This window comes from Granulicella sibirica, assembly GCF_004115155.1.
In the GTDB taxonomy this organism is placed as follows: domain Bacteria; phylum Acidobacteriota; class Terriglobia; order Terriglobales; family Acidobacteriaceae; genus Edaphobacter; species Edaphobacter sibiricus.
In genome coordinates, this window is sequence record NZ_RDSM01000001.1 from 588,741 (window position 1) to 614,098 (window position 25,358).

General features: G+C 60.1%; 16 protein-coding genes and 1 tRNA gene. 7 read left to right on the plus strand and 10 right to left on the minus strand.

The annotated features are described in order from the left end of the window. Window positions 1–5: 5 nt before the first annotated feature. Together GRAN_RS02420 and GRAN_RS02425 are read left to right on the plus strand one after the other, a co-directional pair. The gene (locus GRAN_RS02420) at window positions 6–1,517 is read left to right on the plus strand and encodes a hypothetical protein (RefSeq protein ID WP_128911415.1); all 1,512 of its coding nucleotides are present in this window, start codon (window positions 6–8) and stop codon (window positions 1,515–1,517) included. 431 nt (window positions 1,518–1,948) lie between these two features. After that, window positions 1,949–3,670, plus strand: coding sequence for a sensor domain-containing diguanylate cyclase (locus GRAN_RS02425; RefSeq protein WP_128911416.1), 1,722 nt, complete (start codon window positions 1,949–1,951; stop codon window positions 3,668–3,670). On the opposite strand, the gene GRAN_RS02430 is transcribed toward GRAN_RS02425, so the two are convergent. The 3 genes from GRAN_RS02430 to cysD are packed head-to-tail and all read right to left on the minus strand — an operon-like array spanning window position 3,667 to window position 6,933. Beyond that, window positions 3,667–4,383 carry a phosphoadenylyl-sulfate reductase gene (locus GRAN_RS02430; RefSeq protein ID WP_128911417.1) on the minus strand — a complete coding sequence of 239 codons (717 nt, stop codon included), beginning with the start codon at window positions 4,381–4,383 and terminating at the stop codon, window positions 3,667–3,669. The genes GRAN_RS02425 and GRAN_RS02430 overlap by 4 nt on opposite strands. 21 nt (window positions 4,384–4,404) lie before the next feature. Then, window positions 4,405–6,084 carry a sulfate adenylyltransferase subunit CysN gene (cysN, locus tag GRAN_RS02435; protein WP_128911418.1) on the minus strand — a complete coding sequence of 560 codons (1,680 nt, stop codon included), beginning with the start codon at window positions 6,082–6,084 and terminating at the stop codon, window positions 4,405–4,407. Then, window positions 6,085–6,933 carry a sulfate adenylyltransferase subunit CysD gene (gene cysD, locus GRAN_RS02440; RefSeq protein ID WP_421800796.1) on the minus strand — a complete coding sequence of 283 codons (849 nt, stop codon included), beginning with the start codon at window positions 6,931–6,933 and terminating at the stop codon, window positions 6,085–6,087. 473 nt (window positions 6,934–7,406) lie between these two features. Between cysD and GRAN_RS02445 the strand changes: the two genes are divergently transcribed. Then, window positions 7,407–7,483 (plus strand) — tRNA-Pro (locus GRAN_RS02445). A gap of 65 nt (window positions 7,484–7,548) precedes the next feature. Here the strand turns inward: GRAN_RS02445 and GRAN_RS02450 are convergent. The 3 genes from GRAN_RS02450 to GRAN_RS02455 form a co-directional block, all read right to left on the minus strand. Further along, window positions 7,549–8,871: a methyl-accepting chemotaxis protein gene (locus GRAN_RS02450; RefSeq protein ID WP_161570809.1), complete on the minus strand. Its 1,323-nt coding sequence runs from the start codon at window positions 8,869–8,871 to the stop codon at window positions 7,549–7,551. Window positions 8,872–8,939: 68 nt separating this feature from the next. Then, window positions 8,940–9,524, minus strand: a complete 585-nt coding sequence (locus GRAN_RS25365; RefSeq protein WP_161570810.1) for a hypothetical protein — start codon at window positions 9,522–9,524, stop codon at window positions 8,940–8,942. 65 nt (window positions 9,525–9,589) lie between these two features. After that, window positions 9,590–11,344 carry a tetratricopeptide repeat protein gene (locus GRAN_RS02455; protein WP_128911421.1) on the minus strand — a complete coding sequence of 585 codons (1,755 nt, stop codon included), beginning with the start codon at window positions 11,342–11,344 and terminating at the stop codon, window positions 9,590–9,592. A 309-nt stretch (window positions 11,345–11,653) separates the two neighbouring features. Between GRAN_RS02455 and GRAN_RS02460 the strand changes: the two genes are divergently transcribed. Genes GRAN_RS02460 through GRAN_RS02470 form a run of 3 tightly spaced genes read left to right on the plus strand, consistent with a single transcriptional unit; the run spans window position 11,654 to window position 17,423 of the window. After that, window positions 11,654–13,012 carry a TolC family protein gene (locus tag GRAN_RS02460; protein WP_241654294.1) on the plus strand — a complete coding sequence of 453 codons (1,359 nt, stop codon included), beginning with the start codon at window positions 11,654–11,656 and terminating at the stop codon, window positions 13,010–13,012. Beyond that, window positions 13,009–14,328 carry an efflux RND transporter periplasmic adaptor subunit gene (locus tag GRAN_RS02465; RefSeq protein WP_241654295.1) on the plus strand — a complete coding sequence of 440 codons (1,320 nt, stop codon included), beginning with the start codon at window positions 13,009–13,011 and terminating at the stop codon, window positions 14,326–14,328. Before GRAN_RS02460 ends, GRAN_RS02465 begins: the two co-directional genes overlap by 4 nt. Continuing rightward, window positions 14,325–17,423, plus strand: coding sequence for an efflux RND transporter permease subunit (locus GRAN_RS02470; RefSeq protein ID WP_421800753.1), 3,099 nt, complete (start codon window positions 14,325–14,327; stop codon window positions 17,421–17,423). Before GRAN_RS02465 ends, GRAN_RS02470 begins: the two co-directional genes overlap by 4 nt. Window positions 17,424–17,481: 58 nt before the next feature. Here GRAN_RS02470 and GRAN_RS02475 read toward each other — a convergent pair whose 3' ends face one another. The 4 genes from GRAN_RS02475 to GRAN_RS02490 are packed head-to-tail and all read right to left on the minus strand — an operon-like array spanning window position 17,482 to window position 22,776. Next, window positions 17,482–18,495, minus strand: a complete 1,014-nt coding sequence (locus tag GRAN_RS02475) for a YncE family protein (protein ID WP_128911422.1) — start codon at window positions 18,493–18,495, stop codon at window positions 17,482–17,484. 51 nt (window positions 18,496–18,546) lie between these two features. Continuing rightward, the gene (locus GRAN_RS02480) at window positions 18,547–19,989 is read right to left on the minus strand and encodes a sensor histidine kinase (protein WP_128911423.1); all 1,443 of its coding nucleotides are present in this window, start codon (window positions 19,987–19,989) and stop codon (window positions 18,547–18,549) included. Next, window positions 19,986–20,669 carry a response regulator transcription factor gene (locus GRAN_RS02485; RefSeq protein WP_128911424.1) on the minus strand — a complete coding sequence of 228 codons (684 nt, stop codon included), beginning with the start codon at window positions 20,667–20,669 and terminating at the stop codon, window positions 19,986–19,988. The genes GRAN_RS02480 and GRAN_RS02485 overlap by 4 nt, the downstream gene beginning before the upstream one ends. A 58-nt stretch (window positions 20,670–20,727) precedes the next feature. Next, window positions 20,728–22,776 (minus strand): nucleoside hydrolase, encoded by a 2,049-nt coding sequence (locus tag GRAN_RS02490; protein WP_128911425.1) that lies wholly within the window; start codon window positions 22,774–22,776, stop codon window positions 20,728–20,730. Between the two features lie 240 nt (window positions 22,777–23,016). Between GRAN_RS02490 and GRAN_RS02495 the strand changes: the two genes are divergently transcribed. Continuing rightward, window positions 23,017–25,329: a tetratricopeptide repeat protein gene (locus GRAN_RS02495; protein ID WP_128911426.1), complete on the plus strand. Its 2,313-nt coding sequence runs from the start codon at window positions 23,017–23,019 to the stop codon at window positions 25,327–25,329. Window positions 25,330–25,358: the final 29 nt, after the last annotated feature.

A 25,358-nucleotide genomic window follows, 5' to 3' on the forward strand; every position in this document is an offset into this window, starting at 1 on the left:
TGCCTATGACGCTGTCCGAACGACGACTTGCGCTGGTTCCCGTTGCCTTTTATTTGGTCCTCGTAGTGGTGCTCGTGGCGGGGGTGCTGGCCACAACTCACGGGCACTTCGTCTATGCACTGGATGATCCCTATATTCATCTGGCGATGGCGGAGAACCTCGCGCACGGGCATTATGGGATCAATGCGGGCGAGTTTTCGTCGCCGTCTTCGAGCATCGTCTGGCCCTTTCTTCTAGTTCCCTTCGCCGAAACTCCCGTCCATGTGTTCGTTCCGCTGGCATTGAATCTCTTGTTCGGCTGCGTTGCTGCACTTTTGCTTGGGCGTGTCGTTTCTGGATGGCGGATGGCGTGGTGGCAGAGGGCGATCACAGGGGCGGCGCTCGTGCTGGCTGCGGATCTTCCGAGCCTGACCATCATTGGGATGGAACATACGCTACAGGTCATGCTGGCGATCGCCTGCGCATCGGGTCTGCTGGAGGTTCTGGATGGAGGGGAGCTTCCGGGTTGGAGCCTCGCGGCCGCGGTGGTGGCGCCGATAGTTCGGTATGAGGATGTGGCACTGACGCTCGCCGTGTGTGTTGGGCTTGTGGGGATGAAAAGGTGGAAGGCGTCGTTTGCTGTGGGCGGACTCGCGATGGCCCCACTGATAGCCTTTTCCGTTTTCCTAAAACAGCTTGGACTTCCTGCTCTGCCGCTTTCGGTTCTGGTCAAGGGAGATGTGTCGGAGGTCTCGGACCTTGGGGTTCGAATACGGATAGCCTTCGAAACGTGCGTTCTGCAGGCGGTGAAGGACCCGGAGCGATATCCGGTGCTCGTGCTCTTTCTGGTGCTGACCTACATGACGATCCGCTCGCGCGCGCGGGCGCAGCGGTTTGTGCTCGGCGGGTCGGCGATGCTGGCGGCACTGCAACTTCTGATCGGCAGATTCGGATGGCTCTACCGCTATGAGGTGTACGCGGTAATCTTCCTGACACTGATCTGCATGCACATGCTTGCGCGGTGTGAGGGGTTCCGCTTCTGGCATGTGTCGCTTGTGGTGGGTGCGGCGACGTTCAGCATGATCGGGACGGCGAGGACGGTCGGTGCTTCGAGCGGGATCTATCGGCAGCAGTACCAGATGCACCGGTTTGTCACCGGCTTCTATCGTGGAGACTATGCGGTCAACGATCTTGGGCTGGTGAGCTTCGAGCGGCGGCCGGGCTCATACGTGCTGGATATCTACGGGCTCGCCTCTCTCCAGGCGGCACAGCAAGACGATAAGACGACCGCGTGGTTAGACCGATTCGTGAAGCGGCGCGGGGTGGCACTTGTGATGATGTATCCGGAGTGGTTCGATGATGTACCCGACTCGTGGACGGAGCTCGGAAGAATGTGCGAAGCCGATCCTCCCGTGTCGATCGGCGAAGGATGCGTGAGCTTCTACAGCAGCACGACCGACGGGACACCGGTGCTGCGCGAAGAGGTGAGGGCTTTCGCGAAGACACTTCCTGCCGGAGTGACACTTACGCAGAAATAGTGCCCCCTCCCCTTCGCGCGGCTGGTCTCCCAGGTCAGTAGCAATCGCAGTTGTCCGAACCTCCCTTTCTGAAAATCACACTTAAGTTTGCCCTGTGAGCCAAAGTGGGATGGTCTGGAGCGTGGGATGAGGCGATGCTGGGCATGCACTCGAAAGAGAGTTTGGAATCATTTGTTGTTCGTACGCGACGCATTTCGGGTTCTGTCCGTGAGAACGGCTCGAGTCGGCGACGACTCGACCGATAAACCATGCAAGAGCAAGAAAGCGTTTCGCAGGTTAGTGACGAAGTGCGGATTGAACCGCTCTTGATAAGAATGTGCCGGACGTGATGTGTACCGCGTCATGGAGCAGGTGAATTCCTTTGCAGCCTTGTCCCTCGGTAAGACGTTGGGCGTGGCTTGTAGTGCTTGAGCAAGAGGTGCGTCGATCGCATGTGGATCAGGAAGCTTTCTCTTCGGAACTCCCCCGTAGCGCTGATCGTCGCGGCCGCGATTGGATCCATGCTGTTCACGCTTGGCGCGGGCGTGTTTCTCTATCGCAGCAGCAATAGTTTAATCGCCGCCGCCTCCATGGTCGAGCACACGCAGGATGTGCTGAGTTCGCTGCAGAGTGCCTCGTCGATGGCGGAGCGCGTAGGCACGGCCTCGCGACTGTATGTGCTCACGAAAGATGAAGAGCAGTTGAACACGGCGCGCGGAAGCCTGGCCTTTTTGCAAACCACCACGGTGCATATCAGGAGCCTGGTCTCCGATAACCCGAATCAGACCCCGAATGTGGAGCGCCTGGAAGGGTGCGAGGTGAACCTGACCCGTGCGCTGGAGAGACTCCAATCGAACAAGGAGCTACCGGCGAATCAGCTTCTGGAGTGCCGCAAGACGCTTGGGCTGATGACGGAGTTGGAGCGCCGGCTCCTCAAGATGCGGACCGAACTCTCCGCAAAGACCTCATTTGTCTCGATTGCCGGGGAGCTTGCCTTTGTAGGTTTGTCGTTGGCGGCGCTTGCAATTCTGTTTGGGCTTCTGCTGCGGGATGCGCTTAGGCGCAAGGAAATCGCGCGGGAGGCTGCGCTGGTCAACCAGGAGTTGGCGAAGAGCGTGACGACACTGAAGGACCGAGCGAGTGAGTCTCGACTTCTGACGAGCGCGCGCGATGAGTTGCAGCTTTGCGTGAATCTGGCGCAGGTGTACCGGGCGGCAGCGACGAGCCTGGCCCAGTTACTTCCAGGGTCCTCCGGTTCTCTGTGCATGATCAATCACTCGAGACACATTGTAGAAACAGTATCGGAATGGAATGAAGGAGGTACACGATGCGAGGTGCCGGAGATATTTTCCACGGAGGCTTGCTGTGGGCTGAGGTCCGGGAGGCTGAGATGGAGGAGGACGAAGGTCTCGGAGATACATTGCGACCACTTCCTGCATGGGGCTCCCGCGTGCTACTTGTGCATACCGATGGTGGCGCACGGCGAGACGATCGGGATACTGCATATCGAGTGCGGGACTGAGGACGCTGAGTTGCTGGTTGAGCAGAGGATCGACGGGGTAAGGCAGCTCGTTGAGCTGACGGGCATGGCGGTGGCGTCGCTGCAACTGCGGAATAAGCTCGAAAACCAGTCGGTTCGCGATGGTCTCACCGGGCTCTTCAATCGGCACTTCATGCAGATTGCGCTGGAGCGGGAGCTTGCGCTGGCACGTCGACGGCAGAATACGCTCGCAGTGCTGATGGTCGATGTCGACCACTTCAAGAAGTTCAATGACCTGTTTGGCCATGGAGCGGGTGACTCGGTGTTGAAGCAGGTCTCCGAGGTCTTTCGAGCCAGCGTACGGACCGAAGATATTGTCTGCCGGTATGGCGGCGAGGAGTTTGCCATCATCCTTCCAGACAGCAGCCCGCTTGGGTCGTACGAGCGCGCTGAGGTGATCCGGCAGAAGATCGCGGAGATGCGGAAGGCGTCGGACACGGCTTACGGTCAGGTGACTGTTTCGATCGGCGTGGCAGTGTTTCCGCAAGACGGACGGACTGCCGAGACACTCCTGAGAATGTCAGACGAGGCACTCTACCGCGCGAAGCGTGCAGGGCGGAACCAGGTGGTGCTGGCCGAGCCGTTCGCGATGGAAGCGATGCAGCTCGAGGAGATCAGCCAGGGCTCAGCCTAGCCTTCCTTCTGGGAAAAGGTGTGGATGCCGCACTCTAGCTTGTTGCCACCCCAGCGTCCGCTGCGTGGGTCGGCTCCGGCGGCGGGGATGGCGGTGCAGGGCTCGCAGCCGATGCTGGTGTAGCCACGATCGTAAAGTTCGAGGCGGGGGATGTTATTGGCCTCGGCGTAGGCGAGGACGTCGGCCCATTTCCAGTCGGCGAGGATCGAGACCTTCTTCATCTTCTTGCCGGTGGGGGTGGTGTGGTCTTCGACCTTCTTGAGGTTGGCGCGAGTGGGGCTCTGCTCGCGGCGGAGGCCGGTGAACCACCAGTCGAAGGGCTCGAGCGAGCGCATGAGCGGCTCAACCTTGCGCATGTTGCAGCAACTGGTCGGCTGGACGATGTGAAGCTTGCCGTACTGGCCTTCGTGCTCTTCGAGGGAGAGAAGAGGCATGGCGTTGATGAGATTCAGGTTCCACTCGCGGGCCATGCGATCGCGGTAAGCGATGAGTTCCGGGAAGTGGTAGCCGGTTTCGAGGAAGATGACGGGGACGTTCGGTACTTGCTTGCGGAGGAGGTCGAGGACCACCATGTCTTCGGTCTGGAAGCTGCTGGTGAAGCAGACTGGGGCTCCATCGGCGTCATTGAGTATCTGCTCGACGACCTGCTCGGCGGTGAGGGCCTCAAAGTCGATAGGGGCGAGCCACTCGGCTACGGATTCGACGAGACTCATGGTTTTCTCCTTCTCTATGACTCAGTTACTTGATTCGGTGGCGGAGGTGGCGGATTCATCGAGGCGCATGGCGTCGGTGCCGGCAATGGCGAGGGCGGCGGCTTCGATCTCGGGATCCAGAAGGCGGGCGGTGATTGCGATGACTCCGGCTAACTGCAGGGCGCGGACGACGGCCGGGATGGCGGAGTCCGGGATATCTGGATCGTCGATGAGGACGGCGTGCTCGCCTCCAGCAATGAAGGTGGCGAGGAGCCGTTCGGCATCAAGTGGCCGCCCGGGCAGGAGGCAGAGTGTCGGACGTGCGGTGATGGCGCTTGTGGCGACAACGGTGTCTGCTTCGACGACATCGAGGATCATGGCAGCGCCGACCGTGGCGTTGGTGACGGCGTCGATCAGGATAAGGGAGCCGGTCCATCGGCAGTCAGCGTAGGAATCGAAGAAGAGAGGAAGGCTGGTTTCGAATTCGACCTCCGCGACCTCGTTCATCGCGAGGCTCTCGGAGGGGACGTGGTCGAGAGTGCCGACGTCGACCTTGAAACGAAGGTCTTTGACAGTGGCTCTAACGGTGCGCGTCGTGTGCTTGGCGATGTAGGTGCGGCCCGGTACGAGTGGGTCTTCATGCATCCACACAACCATGGCGCGGAAGCGATTGCCGATGTGCGGAAGGGCTGATTCGGAGCCTGCCTGGACGAGCATCTCGCCTCGGCTGAGGTCGATCTCGTCTTCGAGTTCGACGGTAACACTCTGTGGATAGGAGGCTGCAGTCAGGTCGCCGTCGTAGGTGACGATGCGCTTGACGACGGATTCGCGGCGCGACGGAAGAGCCATGACACGCTCCCCCGCCCGAAGGACTCCACGGGCGACCTGTCCAGAGAACCCGCGAAAGTTCAGGTCAGGACGCAGGACTAACTGGACCGGAAAACGCAACGGAGCCGCATCTTCTTCCGCTTGGCTTGTCGTCGTGCCGAGTGGGACGTCTTCGAGGTACTGCAGCAGCGTCGGCCCTTTGTACCAGGGCATATTCGTGCTCGGGGCGACCACGTTGTCCCCTTCGAGAGCGCTCACTGGGATCATCGCCACCGAGGTCAAGCGGAGGCGCTCGGCTAGAGCGAGAAACTCGGCCTGGATCGCCTTGAAGGTCTCTTCCGAGTAGTCGACGATGTCCATCTTGTTGACGGCAGCTACAACGTGGGGAATACCGAGAAGACTTGCGATGGTTGTATGGCGGCGGGACTGCGGCAGCAACGTGCCAAGGCGGAGGAAGGCACGAGCGTCGATGAGCACAATGGCGACGTCAGCGGTCGAGGCTCCGGTGGCCATGTTGCGGGTGTACTGCTCATGCCCGGGGGTATCGGCAATGATGAACTTACGCTTGGCGGTCGAGAAGTAGCGGTAGGCGACATCGATCGTGATTCCCTGCTCGCGCTCGGCCTTGAGGCCATCGGTAAGGAGGGAGAAGTCGACGTGGCCGTTCGAGGCGCGGTTGACGCGGCTGCTCGCAACGGCGGCAAGCTGATCTTCGTAGACGCTCTTGGTGTCGTGGAGAAGACGGCCGATGAGGGTCGACTTACCGTCGTCGACGCTGCCAGCGGTGGTGAAACGGAGCATCTGCTGCCCGAGGTGAGCGGCGAGGAACTGCTCAAAGTGATCGTCGGATCGAAGCGCAGTTTCGGGTTGAGGTGTGACGACGTGCGTTGCCATTTAGAAATACCCTTCGCGCTTCTTGACTTCCATGCTGCCTTCTTCGTCGTGGTCGATGGCGCGGTTCTCGCGTTCACTGCGGCGGAAGGTCATGAGCTCTTCGATGATCTTGGGCAGGGTGTCGGCTTGGCTGCGCATGGCTCCCGTACAAGGCAAGCAGCCAAGGGAACGCATGCGGACCTTCTCCGTGAAGATCTTCTCGCCGGGGAAGAGCTTCATGCCGTCGTGATAAAGGGTCATGGCTCCGCCGCGCATGATGATGGGGCGGTCCTGAGCAAAATACAACGGCACGATCGGGATCTTCTCGGCGTAGAGGTAGAGCCAGATGTCGAGCTCGGTCCAGTTGGAGAGCGGAAAGACGCGGATGCTTTCGCCCTTGCGCAGGCGGGCGTTGTAGAGGCTCCAGAGTTCGGGGCGCTGGTTCTTGGGGTCCCATTGGCCGGCAGAATCGCGGAAGCTGTAGACGCGTTCCTTCGCGCGGGATTTTTCTTCGTCGCGGCGAGCGCCACCGAAGGCTGCATCGTATCCGCCGGCTTCTAGGCCGTCCAGAAGCGCGCGGGTCTTCAGCAGGCCGCAGCAGTTCTGCGTTCCGAGCTCGTATGGATTCGCCCCGCCCGCGATAGCGGCTTCGTTGCGATGCACGACGAGGTCGGCGCCGATCTCCTTCGTGTACGCGTCGCGGAAGGCGATCATCTCCGGGAACTTGTAGCTGGTGTCAATGTGGAGCAGCGGAAAGGGGATCTTGCCGGGAAAGAACGCCTTCTGTGCGAGCCGGAGCATCACGCTCGAATCCTTGCCGATGGAGTAGAGCATGACAGGCCGAGCAAATTCAGCGACGGCCTCGCGCATGATCGCGATGGATTCCGCTTCAAGAGCCTGCAGATGGTTGAGGCGCTCGGGAGCCTGAAGTACAGGCGCGAGAGTCTCGGTTAGAGGTTCGAATTCGGCGGTCTGGTAGGTCAACGTGCCCTCCGTCTCATCGATGCGCCAGGATGACGCCGGCGGAAATAAGACTCTTGGATTGGATGTCAGGGGAGTGCGGCGGATGCAGCAGGCGCTAGGAGCGTCGACACGGCCGATGCTGAGGTTGCGTGCAACAACAACCGAGCTCAGCGCAGAAGGTCATGACTCAAGTATAGCAATTCGGCCTTCCTGTCCCGGCAAAGGACCGCAATGGCACTCCCCTGCCCCCGCGAAGGAAGCATTTTCTGCTAGACTCATGGAGACGGTGCGGTGAGTGAGCGGGCTGAAATGCCTGCCGATTCCCGAAGATTCCACACGCACCATGCGCCGTCAAACTCCTGTGACAACATGAGTCGGTTCGGGGCGTAGCGCAGTCTGGTAGCGCACCTGGTTCGGGACCAGGGGGTCGGAGGTTCGAATCCTCTCGCCCCGACCATCTATGACAACAAAGACAATGACCCGCACGTTTTCGACGTGCGGGAGAACTGTTTGTCGGGTGAGCTAAACGGCGAAAATGTCGGATGACGCCGAACCGCTGAGCTCGGTGAGGTGCGCGACCATCTCCTTGATTGACTGCGACTGCGCAGTAAGCTGTTCGGCCGCGGCGGCAGTCTCTTCGGAGCTTGCCGCGCTGCTTTGGGTGATTTCTTCGATCTGATGAAGAGCGCGGGAGATCATGTCGACCCCCTTGGACTGCTCCTGGCTACCCAGATTGATGGCGTTGACGAGCCGCGTGATCTGAGAAGAGTCCGTAGTGATGGAACGGATCTCTGTGGCTACCTGGTTGACCTTATTGAGTCCGATGTTGGTGATCTGGATGGACTCTTCGATGAGGACCGCTGTGTCGCGAGCGGCCTGGGCACTGCGTTGGGCGAGGCTTCCCACCTCATCGGCAACGACCGCGAAACCGAGTCCCGATTCTCCCGCGCGGGCGGCTTCGACTGCGGCGTTGAGCGCGAGGATCTTGGTCTGGAAGGCGATCTGATCGATTACGCTAATGATCTTCGAGATTTGTTTGCTGGAGGTGTTGATGTCTCCCATGGCGGTGAGCATGTCGGCGAGTGACTGCTCGGTGGCGCCGTAGCGGGCATCGGCCTGCGAGACCATCTCGGCGGCCGAGGCGGAATTCACCGTATTCTGACCGGCCATGGTGTTGATCTGGAGCGCGGAGGACGAAGTCTCCTGAATGGACGCGGCCTGTTGAGTGGCTCCGCGAGCGAGCGACTGGCTGGACACGGAGACCTGGGCAGCCGCCCCCGCGATCTGCTCAGCCGCGGCTCCAAGATGCTCCATTACGATTCCCTGCGCCTCGATGGAACGGCCAAACTGACGTGCGATCCAACATGCCGGAATCACCTCGAGGCCGACGTAGACGGCGTGCAGGATCACGGTATCGAAACTGGCCTTGTAGTTGAACACACTCGTTGGCAGCCAGAGCCAGAAGACAAGGTGATGAAGGGCGATCGTTCCACCGGCGATGAGAGGTGGCGCGATGCGACCGAAGATCGCGAGCATCGAAAGCAGAACGAAGATTTCGAAGTGCGCCTCGATGAGGCCACCAGTAATGTGAATGGCGAGCGCGCTGACTCCCATCGCGGCGACCGCGAGGACGTTGCCACCGGTATCCGAGGTTGGGTCGTTGAGGAGGGCGAAGGCTGGCCCGGCCAGGAGAAGGAGCATCACTCCGCCCGTTACGAGCACGCTGCTATGAAGCACCATCGCCACAACGCACAGTACCGGGAGATGCAATGTGAGGAAGCAGAATCCGAGGATGTTTACTCGCTTCGTGTAAGCACGTTGGTACTGTGTGACGTCGCCGCTCATGTCGTTACCGTCGTTCCTTCGCCGCTTTCTGCAACCTGTTGGGTTCAGCTGTCTGCTGCGGAATCCGCTCAATACTTGAGATGAAGCGGATCGACCGCTCTCCGGAGCCTGCCTCCGACCGCACATCCGATGACTTGGAGTGACTTCTGCGGCTTGCCTTCGCTGATGTTTGCGTAGACTGCGGCATCCTGATCGCCGGCTGGTCCATAGCCGCCGACATAGGCTGCCCTGCCTTCGGGCGAGGCGAACACAAGGAGAGGAACTCCGCTGAACCCTGCTTCGTCTGGAATACGGTCCGCCGCGATGTGTCTTACCGGGAAACCTGCATCTTGTAGCTTGCCCAGAAGAGACTCGACGTCGGGCAGGTAAGGGACTTGATCGTCGACCATGAGCACCTGCTCCACAACATGGTCCATCTTCTTGCGCTCCAGAAGGTGCAGCATGACGCGTCGAGAGCAACCGCATCCTCCTGAGAGGACGTGCATCGCTCGCCATCCGCCGCGACCAGGACCAGCCATGAGAACGAGAAGCTTCTCATCCGGGGTGCGAAACGGCTGATGAAAGGACGTCAACGCGGCGCCGACAAGAATGACGAGCACCGCCCACGCGACGAGGAGCCGGGGAACGTGCTTTCCAGTCGGCCCTGCCGTCATTTCTTTCCTTTCAAGAAACGCACTCGAAATACTTATCGGCTGAAACTCGTCTTTGTTTCTGCTCTTCACGAAAAAATCTCTTCCGGAGATAAGCAGGGCTTCCCGCTCATGGGTGTATTGCCGTGCCTGGCGAAGGTGAGCGCCAGCTCCTGATGAACCTGCTCCAGAACCTGATCCCAGCATCCTGACTCTCCCTGGCGAAATAGGCGGGCGGTGGGGTACCACGGGCTGTCGGTGCGTTCCTTGAGCCATCGCCAATCGGCGGTGCGGGGTAGAAGGATCCAGACTGGCTTGCCCATCGCGCCGGCGAGATGAGCCACGGCTGTATCGACCGTAATGACGAGATTGAGATTCGCGATCACGGCGGCAGTGTCGGTGAAGTCGCGCAGATCATGCTCGAGATCGATCGGTCGGCGGTCCTGTGAAAGTTCGGCGAGCTCAGCGGCGGCGGGCCCTTTCTGCAGCGAGTAGAACGTAATGTCCGACAGGTGGAGGAGATCCTCAAAGCGGGAGAGTGAGATAGACCGTAGCCGGTCGCGGGAGTGTTTTGGATTGCCGCTCCAGACCAGGCCGACGCGCGGCTTATTGCCCTGCATGCGTCGGGACCACTGGTTTGCAGTCTCATGGTTTGCGGACACGTAAGGCGCGCCCGCCGGTGGATTGCCGCAGTCCGGATGGAGAATGCTCGGAACACTCATGAGCGGGGAATGCAGGTCGAATTCCGGGAGAGGCATTCCCTGCTCTATAACCTGCGCGGCTCCGTCAAGCGTTCCCAGGGTGTCGAAGACGGCAGGCTGGACCTCGAGAATCACCTCGGCACCAAGATCCGCGAGCATCCGGGCGTAGCGAGCGAACTGGAGAGTGTCTCCGAGCCCCTGCTCGGCATAGAGGAAGAGGCGCAGGCCTGCGATGTCTTCTCCGCGCCATGGTGGCTGCTGGAACGGCCGACGCGACGCGGAAAATTGTTGTGTGAGCCACCGGGCTTCATAGGCACGCCATCCTGCCGTGAAGTCTCCCTCGGCAAGGAGATGCGTACTGAGGTTGAAGAGCCCGAGCGGTTCATCCGGCTGGGATGCGAGGGCCAGGCGGTAGCAGTTCACCGCAGCTGGGGCGTCACCAAGGTTATCGAGCATGAAGCCGAGGTTGCAAAGCGTGGGAACGTGCGTTGGATCAAGGGTAAGGGCGTTGCGAAAGCTCTGGGTGGCGCCGACGGTGTCGCCACGCTTTTCGAGCAGACGTCCCAGGTTACAGTGGGCTGCGACGAAATCCGGCTGTAGTTGAACGGCGTGCCGCAGAAGCACCTCGCTGGGCTGAAGTTCTCCCACATCCATATAGATCGAGGCGAGATTTGAGAGAGCCTCGGCAGAGCTTGGGTCGAGAGTGACGGCCCGCTCGAAGCATTGACGTGCCGCGGCAGGGTCCCCGAGTTCGTGCAGTGTGCGGCCAAGGCAGAGGTGCACCTCGGCTATCTCAGGATGCAGTGAAAGCACCTTTGCATAGGAGCGCGCTGCGTCGGCGAGGCGGTCAGCCTGGGAGAGAAGCTGGGCGAGTTGGAAATGACTTGCGCCGTCGTCCGAGGCGCTGGCGACGATCCGGCCATATAAGAAGATCGCCTGCTCAACTTCCCCCGCTGCCGCGAGTTCCAGGGCGCGAGTCTTCATCGAATCAAGATCGAAGAAGGCAACCGGGAGCTGTGAGCGCGTGATGGGAGTAGCGGTTGGCGGCTGGACCCGAAGGAAGACAGACTCACTTGAGCCCGTGCCTGCAGGTTTTCCGGCCGGACTGCTCGTCTTGTTTGTCTCTTGCGTCGTCTGTGTCATCGTTTGGTCAAATGGAATAGATGAAGCGGATATCCTTCTCAGGCACAGTGCACACTGAATGCCAATCGCGGGTGAAGACGCGCCGTAAACATCGAAGACTGTTTGGCAGTGAGTTTTTTTGATTTCCTGAATTTACCCGGTCATTCTGGAAGGAAGATCCTAAGCCGCCCGGCAAGATGAGCAGGACTCGTTCCTGAGCTGCGGAAAGGGAGAAGCAAAGATGAGGCAAGAATGAGAAAGAACTTGAACTTCGGAACTGCTCGATCCGGTTCAGTAAACCTTAAGGTTTTCCCATTAGTCTTTTGCTCTATGGGCCGGATGCACGTCAACCTGCTGCGCCTGGTTTCACGGGCCGCCACAGTTTTCTATCTCTCTGGCATCTGCGCTGGACTAAACGCGCAGACGCCCCCGGATCCGGGTCCGCAGCGTCTGTCGCTCGCACAGGCAATCCAACGCGCACAACAGAACGAGCCGGTTTTCGCGAATGCTCTCGCGGCGCAGAAGACAGCTTCGATCGACCACTACCTCGCGAAGGCCGCGCTTCTACCATCTGCGACCTATCACAACCAGGTGCTGTACACGCAGCCGAACGGCCAGACCAACCAGGGCGGCCAAGTCGGCGCACAGCCTTCTCCTGTCTTTATCGCGAATAACGCGGTACACGAGTACACGAGTCAAGCAGCTATCACCGAGACGCTCGGATTCAAGCAGCTTGCCGACGTGCACGTCGCCTCGGCAAACGCGGCGCGGGCTGCCGCCGAGTTGGAGATAGCGCGGCGCGGGCTGGTGGGCTCCGTGGTGAACCTTTACTATTCCGTGCAGGCCTCCGAGACCAAGCAGCGGCTGCTAAATGACGCCCTGCATGAGGCTCAGGCCTTCACCGATGTGACGCAGAAGCGCGAGGCGGCGCGGGAGGTCGCAAGGGCCGACGTGGTGAAGGCACAGTTGCAACAGCAGCAGCGCCAGCGGGAGTTGAGCGATGCAAAGCTGGCAGCGGATAAGGCCAGGCTCGAGCTTGCGGTGCTGCTCTTTCCCGACCCGCGGACGTCCTATATCACCGACGCTGCCGCCGCACCTGGGGCGCTGCCAACGCATGATGAGGTGAACCAACTCGCCTCTGCGAACAATCCAGAACTACGGAGCGCACTCGCGGATCTGCAGGCGGGAAACGCTGAGGTCATTTCCGCAAAGGCTGCTTACCTCCCGGATCTTGCGCTGAATTTCAACTATGGTATCGACGCACCGCAGTTCGCCAAGAGCGGGCCGGACGACGTACGCAACCTGGGTTATTCGATGAGTGCGACGGTCGACATTCCAGTATGGGACTGGTTCTCCACGCAGAAGCGGGTGAAGCAGAGCGAGATCCGGCGCGATGCCGCGAAGGTGACTCTGACAGCAACCCAGCGGAGACTTATCGCCACGCTGGAAGAAGCGTATGCCGAAGCGGCAGCGGCTCGCGACCAGGCTGACTTGCTCGACCTCACCGTGCGTACAGCAGCAGAGAGCCTTCGGCTAACCAAGCTGCGCTACACGGCAGGCGAGGCGACGGCGCTTGAAGTCGTCGATGCACAGGCGGCATTCCTCGCGGCCGAGAGCGCTCAGGCTGACGGGATCGTTCGATACCAGACCGCACAGGCCGAGTTACAAATTCTGACAGGAACTTTGTGAGCAAATACGTGACGCTATTTCGACATACAGCATGCGGCCGGCTTGCGACGCAGTCCGCGGCCATGTTTCTCCTTGGCTTATCGCTCGACGCCTGCAAGAAGGCGCCGGAGGCAGAGACCGCTGTTCTCGTCTCCGTGCAGGCGGAGCATCCCGAAGTTGGCGCGATCTCTGAAAAAATCATGGCCGATGCAACGCTCTCTCCGCTCGCGCAGGCAGCGATCTCTCCCAAGATCACCGCACCGGTTCGAACGTTCTACGTGCAACGCGGAGCGAAGGTCAAAGCTGGGCAGCTGTTGGCCGTGCTTGAGAATCAGGATCTTACCTCGCAGGCTCTCGACAACAAGGGCCAGTACTCAGCCGCGCAGGCTTCGTTCGAGATGCAGACGAAGGCTCAGCTTCCAGAGGACATGAAGAGGGCCGAACTGGATGTAGCCCAAGCCAGAGCGCAGATGGACCTGCAAGGCCAGATCGTGGCGGCTCGCCAGAAACTCTTCCAGGAAGGTGCAATCCCGGGCAGAGACTACGACACCGCCGCCGCCGCGCTTGTGCAGGCGAAGGCCGCGTACGACGTGGCGCAAAACCATCTGGATTCGCTCAGAGGCGTCAGCAACCAGGCGACGCTGCAGCAGGCACAGGGTCAGTTATCCTCCGCGAAGGGTAAGTATCTGGCTGCTGAAGCGCAGGTCTCTTACTCCGAGATTCGCAGTCCGATCACAGGTATTGTGACCGATCGCCCCCTCTTCCCTGGCGAGACCGTGACTTCGGGTAGCACGCTCATCACCGTCATGGATACATCGTCGCTGCTCGCGAAGGTACATCTTTCGCAGACAGTCGCACAGAGGCTGAAGGTCGGCGACGAAGCTTCGGTAATCGTCCCCGGAGCCGACGATCCAGTGCCCGCGAAGATCTCGCTGGTAAGCCCCGCGCTCGACCCCGGAAGCACGACGGTTGAGGTGTGGCTGCGCGTCGCAAATGGCTCCGGAACATACAAGGCCGGCACGCCGGTGAGGACGTCCATCGCCGGTCGCTCGGTCGAGAAAGCAGTCAAGATACCGCTCACAGCGATCCTCACCGGGCAGGACGGTACGAAGTCCGTGATGGTCATCGGACCCGACAGCGCAGCACACAAGAAGGCGGTGCAGCTTGGCATCAACGATGGCGACGATGTTGAGGTGACACAAGGATTGACGGTCGCGGACACCGTCATCACCACAGGCTCGTATGGACTCGATGAAGGCGCCAAAGTGAAGGTGGGCAAGGCAGAGGATGACGACAAAGACGCCAAGGATAAGGCCAAGGCCGGAGACGACAAGTGAGCGGCGTGCCCTTGGCTTCTTCGACCGATGAGTCTTTCTGGGTCGCGCGCTTTCGCGGGCCGATCTTCTTCTTCCTGATCGTGCTTTCGCTCGCAGGCGTTTACGCAGCCACCCAGACGCCCATCTCTGTCTTCCCCGATACAAACTTTCCGCGTGTAGTCATCGGTGTCGAGAATGGCGTGATGCCGGTCGAGCAGATGCAGGTCACCGTCACAAAGCCGATCGAGGACGCTGTCAATTCCGTCCCGGGCCTGAAAACCGTCCGCTCGACAACAAGCCGGGGGTCGGCTGAGGTGAGCCTCTTCTTCGACTGGAACGTGGACATGTTTCATACACTCCAGCTTGTGGACGCGGCCATCGGCAAGGCTCGGCAGACATTGCCGGTCGCCGCGAACATCACGACGAACCGGCTCACGTTTGCGACCTTTCCGATCCTCGGTTACAGCCTTACCTCAGACCACATGTCGCAATCGCTGCTCTGGGAGTTGGCGACTTATCAACTCAAGCCACCGTTGAACCGGATCCCTGGGGTGAGCACGGTTACGGTGCAGGGAGGCAAGGTTCCAGAGTTCCACATCGTGCCGAACATGGCTCGGATGCAGACCGCAGGGGTCACCATTCTCGACGTCGTGAACGGAGTGCAGGCCTCGAACATCATTGATTCACCGGGCCTGTACGAAGCCAATCATCAGCTCGTACTCGGCCTCGTGGGAGCGCAGGCGCATGATGCCGCGCAGCTTGGCAGCCTCGTTATCAAGACGACCCCGGGTGGAGCTCCAGTGCGTGTTTCGGACGTAGCCACAGTGCAGCCCGGGGTGCTGCCGGTCTATACCGAAGTGACTGCCGGGGATCGCGAGGCTGTGCTGTTGAACGTCTCCCGCCAACCGGCAAGTAACACGGTGGCCGTAGCCGATGCGGTCGCAGCGCAGGTAGAGCAGTTGCGCAAGACGCTGCCGCAGGGTGTCAACCTTGCCCCGTACTACGACCAGTCCGAGCTCGTGCGCGAGAGCATCAAAAGCGTGCGCGACGCCATCCTCATCGGGCTTCTGCTCGCCTGCATTATCCTGTTCCTCTTTCTCGGCGACTGGACCTCATCGCTGGTTGCGGGGCTAGTGATTCCTGTAACCGTGGCGATTACGATTCTCTTCCTCTGGACCATCGGCCAAAGCTTCAACCTCATGACGCTTGGTGGACTCGCGGCAGCCATCGGGCTCGTCATCGACGATGCCATCGTCGTCGTCGAGAACATCGTCTCGCATCGCGATCGCGGTGAAACACGCACGGAGGCCGCCCGCCTCGCACTGCATGAGATCGCTGTGCCGCTGGTCGGCTCGACGATCACGCCTGTCGTTGTCTTCCTGCCGCTGATCTCCGTGACGGGCGTGACGGGAAGCTTCTTCCGCGCGCTTGCCATTACCATGACGATCGCACTGCTCACGTCGCTTCTGCTGGCGGTCACTTGGACACCAGCACTGAGCTTAGTCATCCTCCGCGACCGGCGAGAAGCATCTGAGAAGCAACACGAGGAGCATGGCCGCTTCATGCGTGCGACCCTTCACTGGCATGAGCGAGGCCTTAGCTGGTCGCTCGGCCGCCCGTTTCTGCTGCTCGGACTATGTGGACTCCTCGTGGTGGGAAGCTTCCTGTCCTATCGCGCGCTTGGGTCGGATTTGCTTCCCGAGATGGACGAAGGCGGGTTCATCCTCGACTACATCATGCCCGCAGGCAGCTCGCTCACCGAGACAAACCGGGTGCTTGAGCATGTGAACCGCATTTTGCATGACATGCCCGAGGTCGAGAGTACCTCGCGGCGGACGGGCCTGCAGATGGGTCTCGCCGCGGTCACCGAGGCCAACACCGGCGACATCACCGTGAAGCTCAAGAGCAAGCGGGACCGAGGTATCGATGAGGTGATAGCCGACGCACGAGCCGAGATCAAGAAGACCGAACCCGAGCTCGACGTCGAGTTCACGCAGGTGCTGCAGGATATGATCGGCGACCTGTCGAACGCTCCCGAGCCGATCCAGATCAAAGTGTTCGCAAGCGATCCTACGCTTCTCGCGGATCTTGGTCCGCGAATCGGGGATGCCATCAGCAAGATAGGTGGAGTGGTCGATATTCAAAACGGTATCGACAACACGATCAGCGGCCCAGCGACAAACTTTCAAATCGATCCCAGCATCGCAGGCCGTATGGGCTTCACTCCGGCGGAGGTCGCGGAGGATGCGACTTCGATTCTCGATGGGGTCACGACCACCGACCCGCTGATCGCCAATGGCAGGCCTTACACCGTGCGTCTTCGGCTCGGTGACGAGACACGGCAGTCGCTCGATACGATTCAGAACACGGTCTTCAACAGTTCCACAGGAAAGCTCGCAACGCTCGGCTCGCTGGCACAAATCACCCAGTTACCTCCGCAGAACGAGATCAAACGCGAGAACCTGCAGCAACTCATTACGATCACGGCGAGGCTCGAGGGATCCGATCTCGGCACCGCGATTGGCAAGGTGCAGGCCACGGTCGCTGCGATGCATCTTCCGCCTACCGTCCGGATCGAGTACGGTGGCACCTACCAGGAGCAGCAGCAGTCCTTCCACGAACTTCTGCGCGTGCTCATGCTGTCGCTCGCTCTTGTCTTCGGTGTGCTCCTGGTCGAGTTTCGTAACTTTTCCGCGCCGACCGCGATCCTCACATCGTCCGTGCTTTCGATTGCCGGCGTGGTTTTCGCACTCCTCGTCACGGGAACCACTTTCAATGTCGCCTCATTCATGGGGCTCATCATGGTCATTGGGATCGTCGCCAAGAACGGCATCCTCCTACTCGATGCCGATGAACGCTATCGCGGCCAAGGCGTCTCGGCACGCGAGGCGATGATCGATGCCGCACAGCGACGCCTGCGTCCCATCCTGATGACAGCATCGGCCGCGATCTGCGGCATGCTTCCGCTTGCGTTCGCACTCGGAGCGGGTTCGCAGATGCTGCAGCCTCTGGCGATCGCGGTGATCGGCGGCCTGGTCATCTCGATGCTGCTCAGCCTGATCGTTACCCCGGTGATCTACTACCTGCTCACACGCTCCAAAACGCAGACAGCATAAGAAAGGCCTGCGACCCCGACTGGGAACCGCAGGCCAGAACGAACTCTTGCAGGAAGCACTAAGGGGCGACAACGAGGACGCTGAAGCTATCGGGCACCACACTCGGGCGCGGATGGGGGGCTGCTGCAGTGGCGGCGGCAGCCGGTCCGAACTCTGCCGTCACCAGATACACACGACCCGTTGAGGCGTCGAATGCCATCGTGCGCGCACCCTTGGCCGTCTTCACCGTTTGAATTGCGGGAAAGCCCGGCTTCTTCGTGTCGACGACCGTCAGCGTGCCATCGCCGTTCGAGGAGAAGGCGAGACCGTGCTTCGGGTCGAACCCTGCGGCGTCCGGCGAATCCCCGATGGCAGCAAGCCCAAGCAGCTTGCCCGTCGCGTAGTCGACTACTGCCATCTTGCTGCCATCGCAGACCGAGAAGAGACGCTGCTTGCCACGATCGATCGCCATGCCGGACGGCGACTCGCATCCCGTAAGAGGCCAGGCACCAACGACCTTCCGGCCTGCCGCATCGAGTTTCACGATCTCATTCTTATCTTCGATGTTGACGAACACAGACCCGTGCTCATCAACCTGCGGAAACTCCGGCTTCCCTGGAAGCGCAATGGTCGCGATGATGGTGTTCGAGCCTGTATCCATAACGGACACATTCTTGCTGCGGCCATTGAAGGCCCAGACCGTCTTCGTCGTTGGCTCGAAGGCAATGCCGTCAGGATTGGTACCGGCGGGAACGGTCGCTTTCACCGAGAAATCCGAACGGTCGAAGACAATAATGGCATTGCCTGCTCCGTCGCTCGCATAGCCGGTCTTGCCGTCGGGGTTGAAAGCGACGCCATGCGTGCTCTTCAGACCCGTAATCGCGCCAACGCTCTTGCCGGTCTTGCTGTCGATTACCTCGACCCGCGAGTTATGCGTAATATACAAACGCTGCGCTGCATCGTCGCTGATGAGATAGTCCCAGCCGCCCTGGCCACCCACTTTCCATGTATCGGTGACGTGGTAGCTCTGCGCGGTGGCTGCGACTGCAAAAGAGAGAAGGACCGTGGCGGCCGCTCCGGAATATAAGCGCATGAGAAACTCCTGAAAAAACTCGGCATGATGCCGGCATCCTGAGTGTGGCCCTTAAGCCTTAAGTGAAGATGAAAGCGCGCCTTCGCTTTCGATGGGCAGCGCGGGTAATCGAACCGTCACGATCGCTCCACCATTCGGGAGATTTGCGATCTCGATCGATCCATCGGCACGAACGCAGATGGCTTTACAGATCGATAGCCCCAAACCGGTGCCGCCGCTTTTCCGGCTTCGCGAGGGATCACCACGGTAGAAGGCCTCAAAGACATGAGGCTTATCCTCCTCCGCGATGCCCTCTCCTTCATCGGTCACCCTCAGTTCTGCCTTATGACCATGCATCGTCAGTTCCATGCGAACCATTGCTCCCTGCGGGCTATGTTGCACAGCATTGATGAGAATGTTCGAGCAGAGGAGAAGCGCATCGCGGCGATCGATCGGTACCCTAGCATTTGCGCTCCCATCCAGGCGTACGCCAACGGCCTTCAACTCGGCAAGCGGCGTGCCGAGTTCCACAGCATCTTCCATAACATCGAGAAGGGAGCAGTACGGGCGCGCGGCTTCGCCACTGAAGTCCTGGGTGGATTGTTCGAGACGGGCAAGCGTCAGCATGCTCTGCACCGTTGTCTCGAGGCGAGTGAAGTCTTCGAGGCTCAAAGCAAGGCCGTGGCTATACTCTTCCACCGTTCGTCTGCGCATCGAGAGCAGTTGCAGAGATGACTTCACGATGGCGACGTCTGTCTTAAGCTCATGCGCAGCGTCGTTCGTGAAGCGCCGCTGCTGTTCGAAGGAACGCTGCAGGCGGCCGAGCGCTGCTTCAAGCGCTGTCGCAAGAGGCTGTAGCTCCACTGTCTCTTTAGCACGTGTAGGCGCATTGAAGTGCCATGCGCTGGACGTGATGCGTCCTGCTTCGAAGGCAAGTTCATGCAGAGGAGCGAGGCCCTTGCGCACAAGCCACGCCATGATGATTGCCGTCAGACCCAGAAGAAGAGCAGTGGCAATCGTAAAGAAGCGTACCGCTTCCAGAACTTCGTGCCAGACATGGCCCATGGGGCTTCCGTATACGATCGTGATATTGTGACGAACGCCTCCGCCCTTCTCTCCGGGATCGATGATGCGTATGCCGTGCAGAACGACGAAGCGGTATCGGCGACCGGAAATCTCAGCGTTCTGAAACACCGTGGACAAGGAGCCCTCGAGGCGAGGGGCATCGCCTTTTGAACCGAGCAGATGCCCATTGTCTTCCTCTACGCGGAAGATCGGATCTCGTCCAAGACGCACGCCGCGGAGATCCAACAACACGTTGTCCCCTTCATCATCCGCCTCCTGCACCGCTCCCATGATCGACTCCGCTGTGCCCTCGAGCGTTGCATCAAAGGCGTGCAACTGCGTGTGGCGCTCGTTGACGACAATCGCTCCGATCAAGGTCACGGCCGACAGCAGTTCGAGGACAAGCACCGTGACGATAAGCCGCCGTGTAATGGAGATAGTTCGACTCACCGCGCAAGACTCTCTTCGCGAAGCCGGTACCCTCGGTGACGCAGCGTCTCGATCAAGGGTTCGGTCTCGGGAATGTTGAGCTTCCGCCGCAGGTTTGAGATATGCGCCTCAATGACGTTTGAGTGGTGCTCCCAGTCGAAGTCGTAGAGGTGCTCGAGTAACTCCTGCTTCGAGACAATGGCGCGCGGCCGATGGATCAGATACTCGAGGATGCGGTACTCAGTCGGAGAAAGATCGATCGGCTGACTTCTCCGATGTACCGTCTGCTGCACCGTGTTCAACTCGACATCCGACACCTTCAACACGGAGGTCGATACGCCTTTAGCGCGACGGATCAGGGCCTTCACGCGCGCCAGAAGCTCACCCAGGTCAAAGGGCTTACTAAGGTAGTCGTCAGCTCCTGCGTTCAATAGCTCGACAACGGACTCCTTGCCCTCCTGTGCTGTGAGGATCAGCACGGGGGTGTGATGCTTCGTGCGGCGCAGGTCACGCAGGATACGCTGCCCGCTCTTACCAGGAAGCATCAGGTCGAGCACGATGGCATCGTACATGCCCTGCTCTGCGAGGTAAGATCCAGCTTCGCCATCCGCCGCATGATCGACCGCTAATCCGACTTCGCGCAGCGCTGCGACGATGTTCTCCGCGAGTCGATGCTCATCTTCAACGACAAGTACGCGCATGTTGAAGGCCTCGCGTTTATTGTCTCAAGGCTTGCTTAAGCGTGCCTGAAAGATTGGCTTACCTGTTCATCGATGCAACTTCGGGCCGTAGGTTGATGAGTGAGTTGAGGAACCACGCTTCAAGCATGCCGCTGTTTGTTCCGCCGGAGGCAAGTAGAGTTGGCACACCGAAAAAGTGATTGCTCTTTGGCGTCGGGCTGCCCATCGCGGCGTTCGGTCCGATGATCGTCCATGTCCCGTTCACGGCGGTTGTGCCGATGGTGGAGAAGGCATTGGTGACGAAGCCGACGACAGGCATCGAATCAAACGCGTTGCGGGAATCGCTGCCTACCCGGACCGCCATCATGCGTAACGGGTCATGCTCCACTCTCGTAGAGAGAACGCCCGGCCCCGAGGCTTGCGGGAATCCGCCATAGAAGTAGATTGGCACCGAACCATTGTGCGAGACGACATACTGGCCGGCCTGCCAGTCGATCAGCGTGTTGTCTCCCTTGATAGCGCAGAGACAGCCACCCTGAAGATACAGGCCGGAGACCTTCGCGGCGAAAAGCTGTGCGCCTGTCTTCGGTGAGATCGTGTCGGGCGGGCTCTGCATAAGGTCCATGATTCCGCGGAATCCTCCCCCCACGAGAATAGCGACCTTGTCCGGAGAGTGAGCAAGGAGCGTCCGGTACATGGTCGCGGCGCGGCCGTACTGCGAGATCGCCGTAGGCGTACTTGGGTCGTAGGACTTGGCGTCCGCGGTAGGGCATGGTCCGGCTTCGCCCTCATTCTGGGTGAAGAGGCTAGGTACAGCCAACGGCACCTTGGTCATGCCAGCCGCATCCAGCATCTGGCGATACTTCGCCGCTCCCGGTCCCCAGCCATCGGTCGACACCGCGCCACGGAGGGCGATGTAGCCGAGCCGGTCGAGCGAAATAGCGAGCGCAAGCGCGTAGAGGTTGTCTGTGTCCTGGCATGTGTCGTTATCGAAGATCACGGGTTGCGGATGAGCTGGAACGCGAGGCAGGAAAGCCTGGTAGAACTTCGTATTCGTATAGAGCCCATAAATCGTGGACGGATCGGGTATTCCGGGAATCAGGGCGAACTCGTCGAAGAGCAGGGGCGAGGACAACCTGTTTCCATTGTTCCCAGTGCTGATGCCCCCCTTCGTCGCTCCCGCCAGAACGAGCGGACTGGTCAACGCCGTCGACATGGAGATGCGGTTGTTCACGACCGAGAACTCTGCTCCCGTTCCTGTGGGAGAAACCAGCGTCAGGGCAGGAACCTCGGTGCACCCGTAGTTACTGGTGAAGACGAGCGCACCCGTCGGGACACCCGCCGACGAAACCATGTGCCCAGCCACCACGCAGTTGCTTCCCCCGCCAACGCTGGTGAAGTCCGTCGTATCGGCATATCCCCCTCCCCCATGCACCGTAGCCGAGACCGAGCCGAAGAAGTTGCGATAGTAGCCTGTCACCGCTGTATGTGTATTTGCCGGCGGGATGCCGTTCACCACCATTCCAAGACTCGTCGGCGCACCCTTGCCATCGTTAGTCAAAACGATATGGTAGTTATACCCGTTGGGAAGATCGTTCGCGTATCCCCCGATCGTCTCGCACAACGTGTAGCGGGCGAAGCCGATCGCTCCTTTGCCCTGCATCTCAAAGCAGAGCTGCGAGGTGTTGCTGCTACTCAGGACATAGAGCATGTAGTAAGCGGTTTGCTGGTCGCCCTTCATGAAAAGGACAGTGCCCGTGCTCCGGGACGAAGCTCGAGGCAGGTCTAACCGATCGAGGTTGAGCGAGACCGTAAACGGCTGATCCCACTCGAAGTCGCCGATGGAGTTGTTAGGAGACGCAAGGTACGCATCATAGCTGAGCGAAGCCGAGGTGTTCTCGGGGTCGGTCTTATCGAACCCTTGCTGTCGCGGGAGGACTATTCCAGTCCCGCTGTTGACAAAGGCAGCGCCCGATACCTGGTCATGAAAGACCGGGATAGCCTCATTGAAGTTCAAATAGACGGATGGATGCGCCGCCAGCATCTGCGCCACAAAAGTTGGCTGAGACTGCCCCATGACGAGCGGGGCGCAGAGCAGCAGCCACATGGATCCGAGGAGTCGGAGCATTGGTCCTGTAGTGTACCAAGACACTATCGCAGGCGCGGCTTGCGTCATTGAATGATATTTACCCTCCAACGATCGCGAGACTTCTCACGCAGTTCTCATTTTGGGAAGCTCGCGATGAATCCGTCCTGCAGAATTCCCGTCCCAGAACAGTAAGGATGGAAGTCAACGTGCTTCTCATCTCTCCAGGCCAGGAAGGGCAATCCTTTCCGTACGATGGCCAAGTATTGAGGGTAATCGGGAATGGCAATGGACAAGACGGTCACGACGGATCTTCTCGAAAGAGCGCTTGCGCTTCATCAGGCTGGACATCTGGATCACGCAAAGGGCGCTTACCTTCAACTGCTCGCTCAGGATCCCGCCCATGCGGACGCGCTTCATCTTCTGGGCGTGCTCTTCGGCCAACTGGGCCAGGTCGCTGAAGCGGTTTCCCTGGTCGAACAAGCAATCACGAAAAATCCCCGCTACTCCCCGTACCACAACAATCTCGGCAATCTCCTCAAGCGCCAGGGCGAGCAGCAGAGGGCCCGCGCGTCCTACCATCGAGCCATACGCCTCGACCGCCGCAACGCCGACGCCTATCTGAATCTCGGCAAGCTCCAACACGAGATGGGAGATCTCATCTCCTCGCGCGACAGCCTCAATAGCGCCCTCTCGCTCGCACCCGCATCGATCGAGACACTGATGTCGCTGGGCCGGCTGGAGGAGGCTTGCGGCAATCTCCGCGCCGCCGCCGCACGTTTCGAAAACGTCATCGAACTCGCACCGGACTGCGCGTCCGCTCACCTTATGCTGGCCAGGTGCTGGGCCGCTGGAGGGCACTCCGCCAACGCGGAGGTCTGCCTCACGAAGGCCATTGCGCTCGATCCCGGATACGCCGACGCGTACTACAACCTTGGCAATCTGGAGCGCTCGCGCAACCGCCTGCAGAGCGCCGTCGCGGCCTACTGGAGGGCCATCGAACTCGCCCCGCTTGTCGCCGCCGATGCCTATAACAATCTCGGACTCACCTTCCTCGCCCTGGAGCGCCCCGAAGATGCGATGTCGGCTTACATGAAGGCCATCGCGCTCAAGCCCACCGACGACGCGGCGTTCATCAATCTCGGCAGGCTCTCCGTCACCAAGGGCAACGACGATGCTGCCGTTCAGCTCTTCCAGAAAGCCATCGCGCTCAACCCGAACAATGTGGGTGCCTATCAGGATATGGCTGCCATCTATGCACGGCATGGAGAACAGGATGAGGCGGTACGTCTCTGCCGCATCGCAATGGACCTCGCCCCGCCGTCGCTCTCCCTGCGTATCGCGCTCGGCACCCTTCTCGCCCAGATGGGAAACCCGGAAGGTTCGCAGATGATCGAGAGCCTCTTCGCGATCCAGCCCTTTACCGCCGAGACACACTTTCACGTGTACATGAATCTTGGCGTTGTGCGGAAAAACGAGGGACGTCTCGAAGAGGCGATCGAGTGTTACCGCGCCGCCGCCATGGTGCCCAGCAGCTCGAGCGCAGATCTCGAAAATAACCTGGGCATCGCGCTCGCGCTGCACGGCAATGCCGAGGGCATCGCAATGCTGGAAAAACTCGTCCGCAAGCACCCCCGGTCGGCCGTCTATCACTTCAATCTGGGCGTGGCCCTCTTAACCCATGACCGATATTCCAAGGGTTGGGCAGAATTCGAGTGGTGGCGCAAGGTCGAGCGTCTCCAGAAAGACTCTCGCCCGGTAGAAGTTCCCCGCTGGCTCGGTGATTCCCTCGATGGCAGGTCGATCCTGCTGTATGCCGAGCAGGGCTTTGGCGATACGCTTCAGTTCATCCGCTACATTCCTCAGGTCCTGGCGCGCGGCGGACGGGTGGTGCTGATGGTGCAGGATCCGCTCGTGCGCCTGCTCAAGGATCTCCCGGGCATCGTCGCATGCATTCCTGTTACCGGCCCAATCCCCGCGTGCGACGTGTCTGCGTCGCTGATGTCTCTTCCGCGCCTATGCAAGACCACGTTTGAGTCGATCCCGCCGCCTGCCTATCTCGGCGTGCCACCCCGGCGTCCGTCGCCAGCAAACCGGCCGTACCAGGTCGGCTTGGTCTGGGCAGGAAGCCCAAGACATAGCATGGACCGGATTCGCTCGATCTCGCTCGATCAATTCCGTCCATTAGCCGGGTTAGGCGAAGTCGCCTTCACCTCCCTCCAGATCGGGCCAGTCGCCTCGCAAATCGATGCTCCCGGACAGTCCATCTCGTTCGTTGCCGATTGTTCACACGTGAAGGACTTCGCCGATACCGCCGAGATCATCGCCGGACTCGACCTCGTCATCACGATCGACAGCGCCGTGGCACACCTCGCCGGAAGCATGGCGAAACCCGTCTGGATGCTTCACGCCGTTGTTCCGGACTGGCGCTGGGGCCTTACCTCGAACGAGACCGCCTGGTACCCAACCGCGAAGCTCTTCCGGCAGGCGGAGATTGGTGACTGGCAGCCTGTCATGCAGCAAATCTGCTCTGAACTCGCTGAAGAGGCACGCCGGCATACCGCGTCAACCTACAAAGAGCTGCTCTCTGCCTGAGCTCTTTATCCAGCCTCCCCACGCTCCAG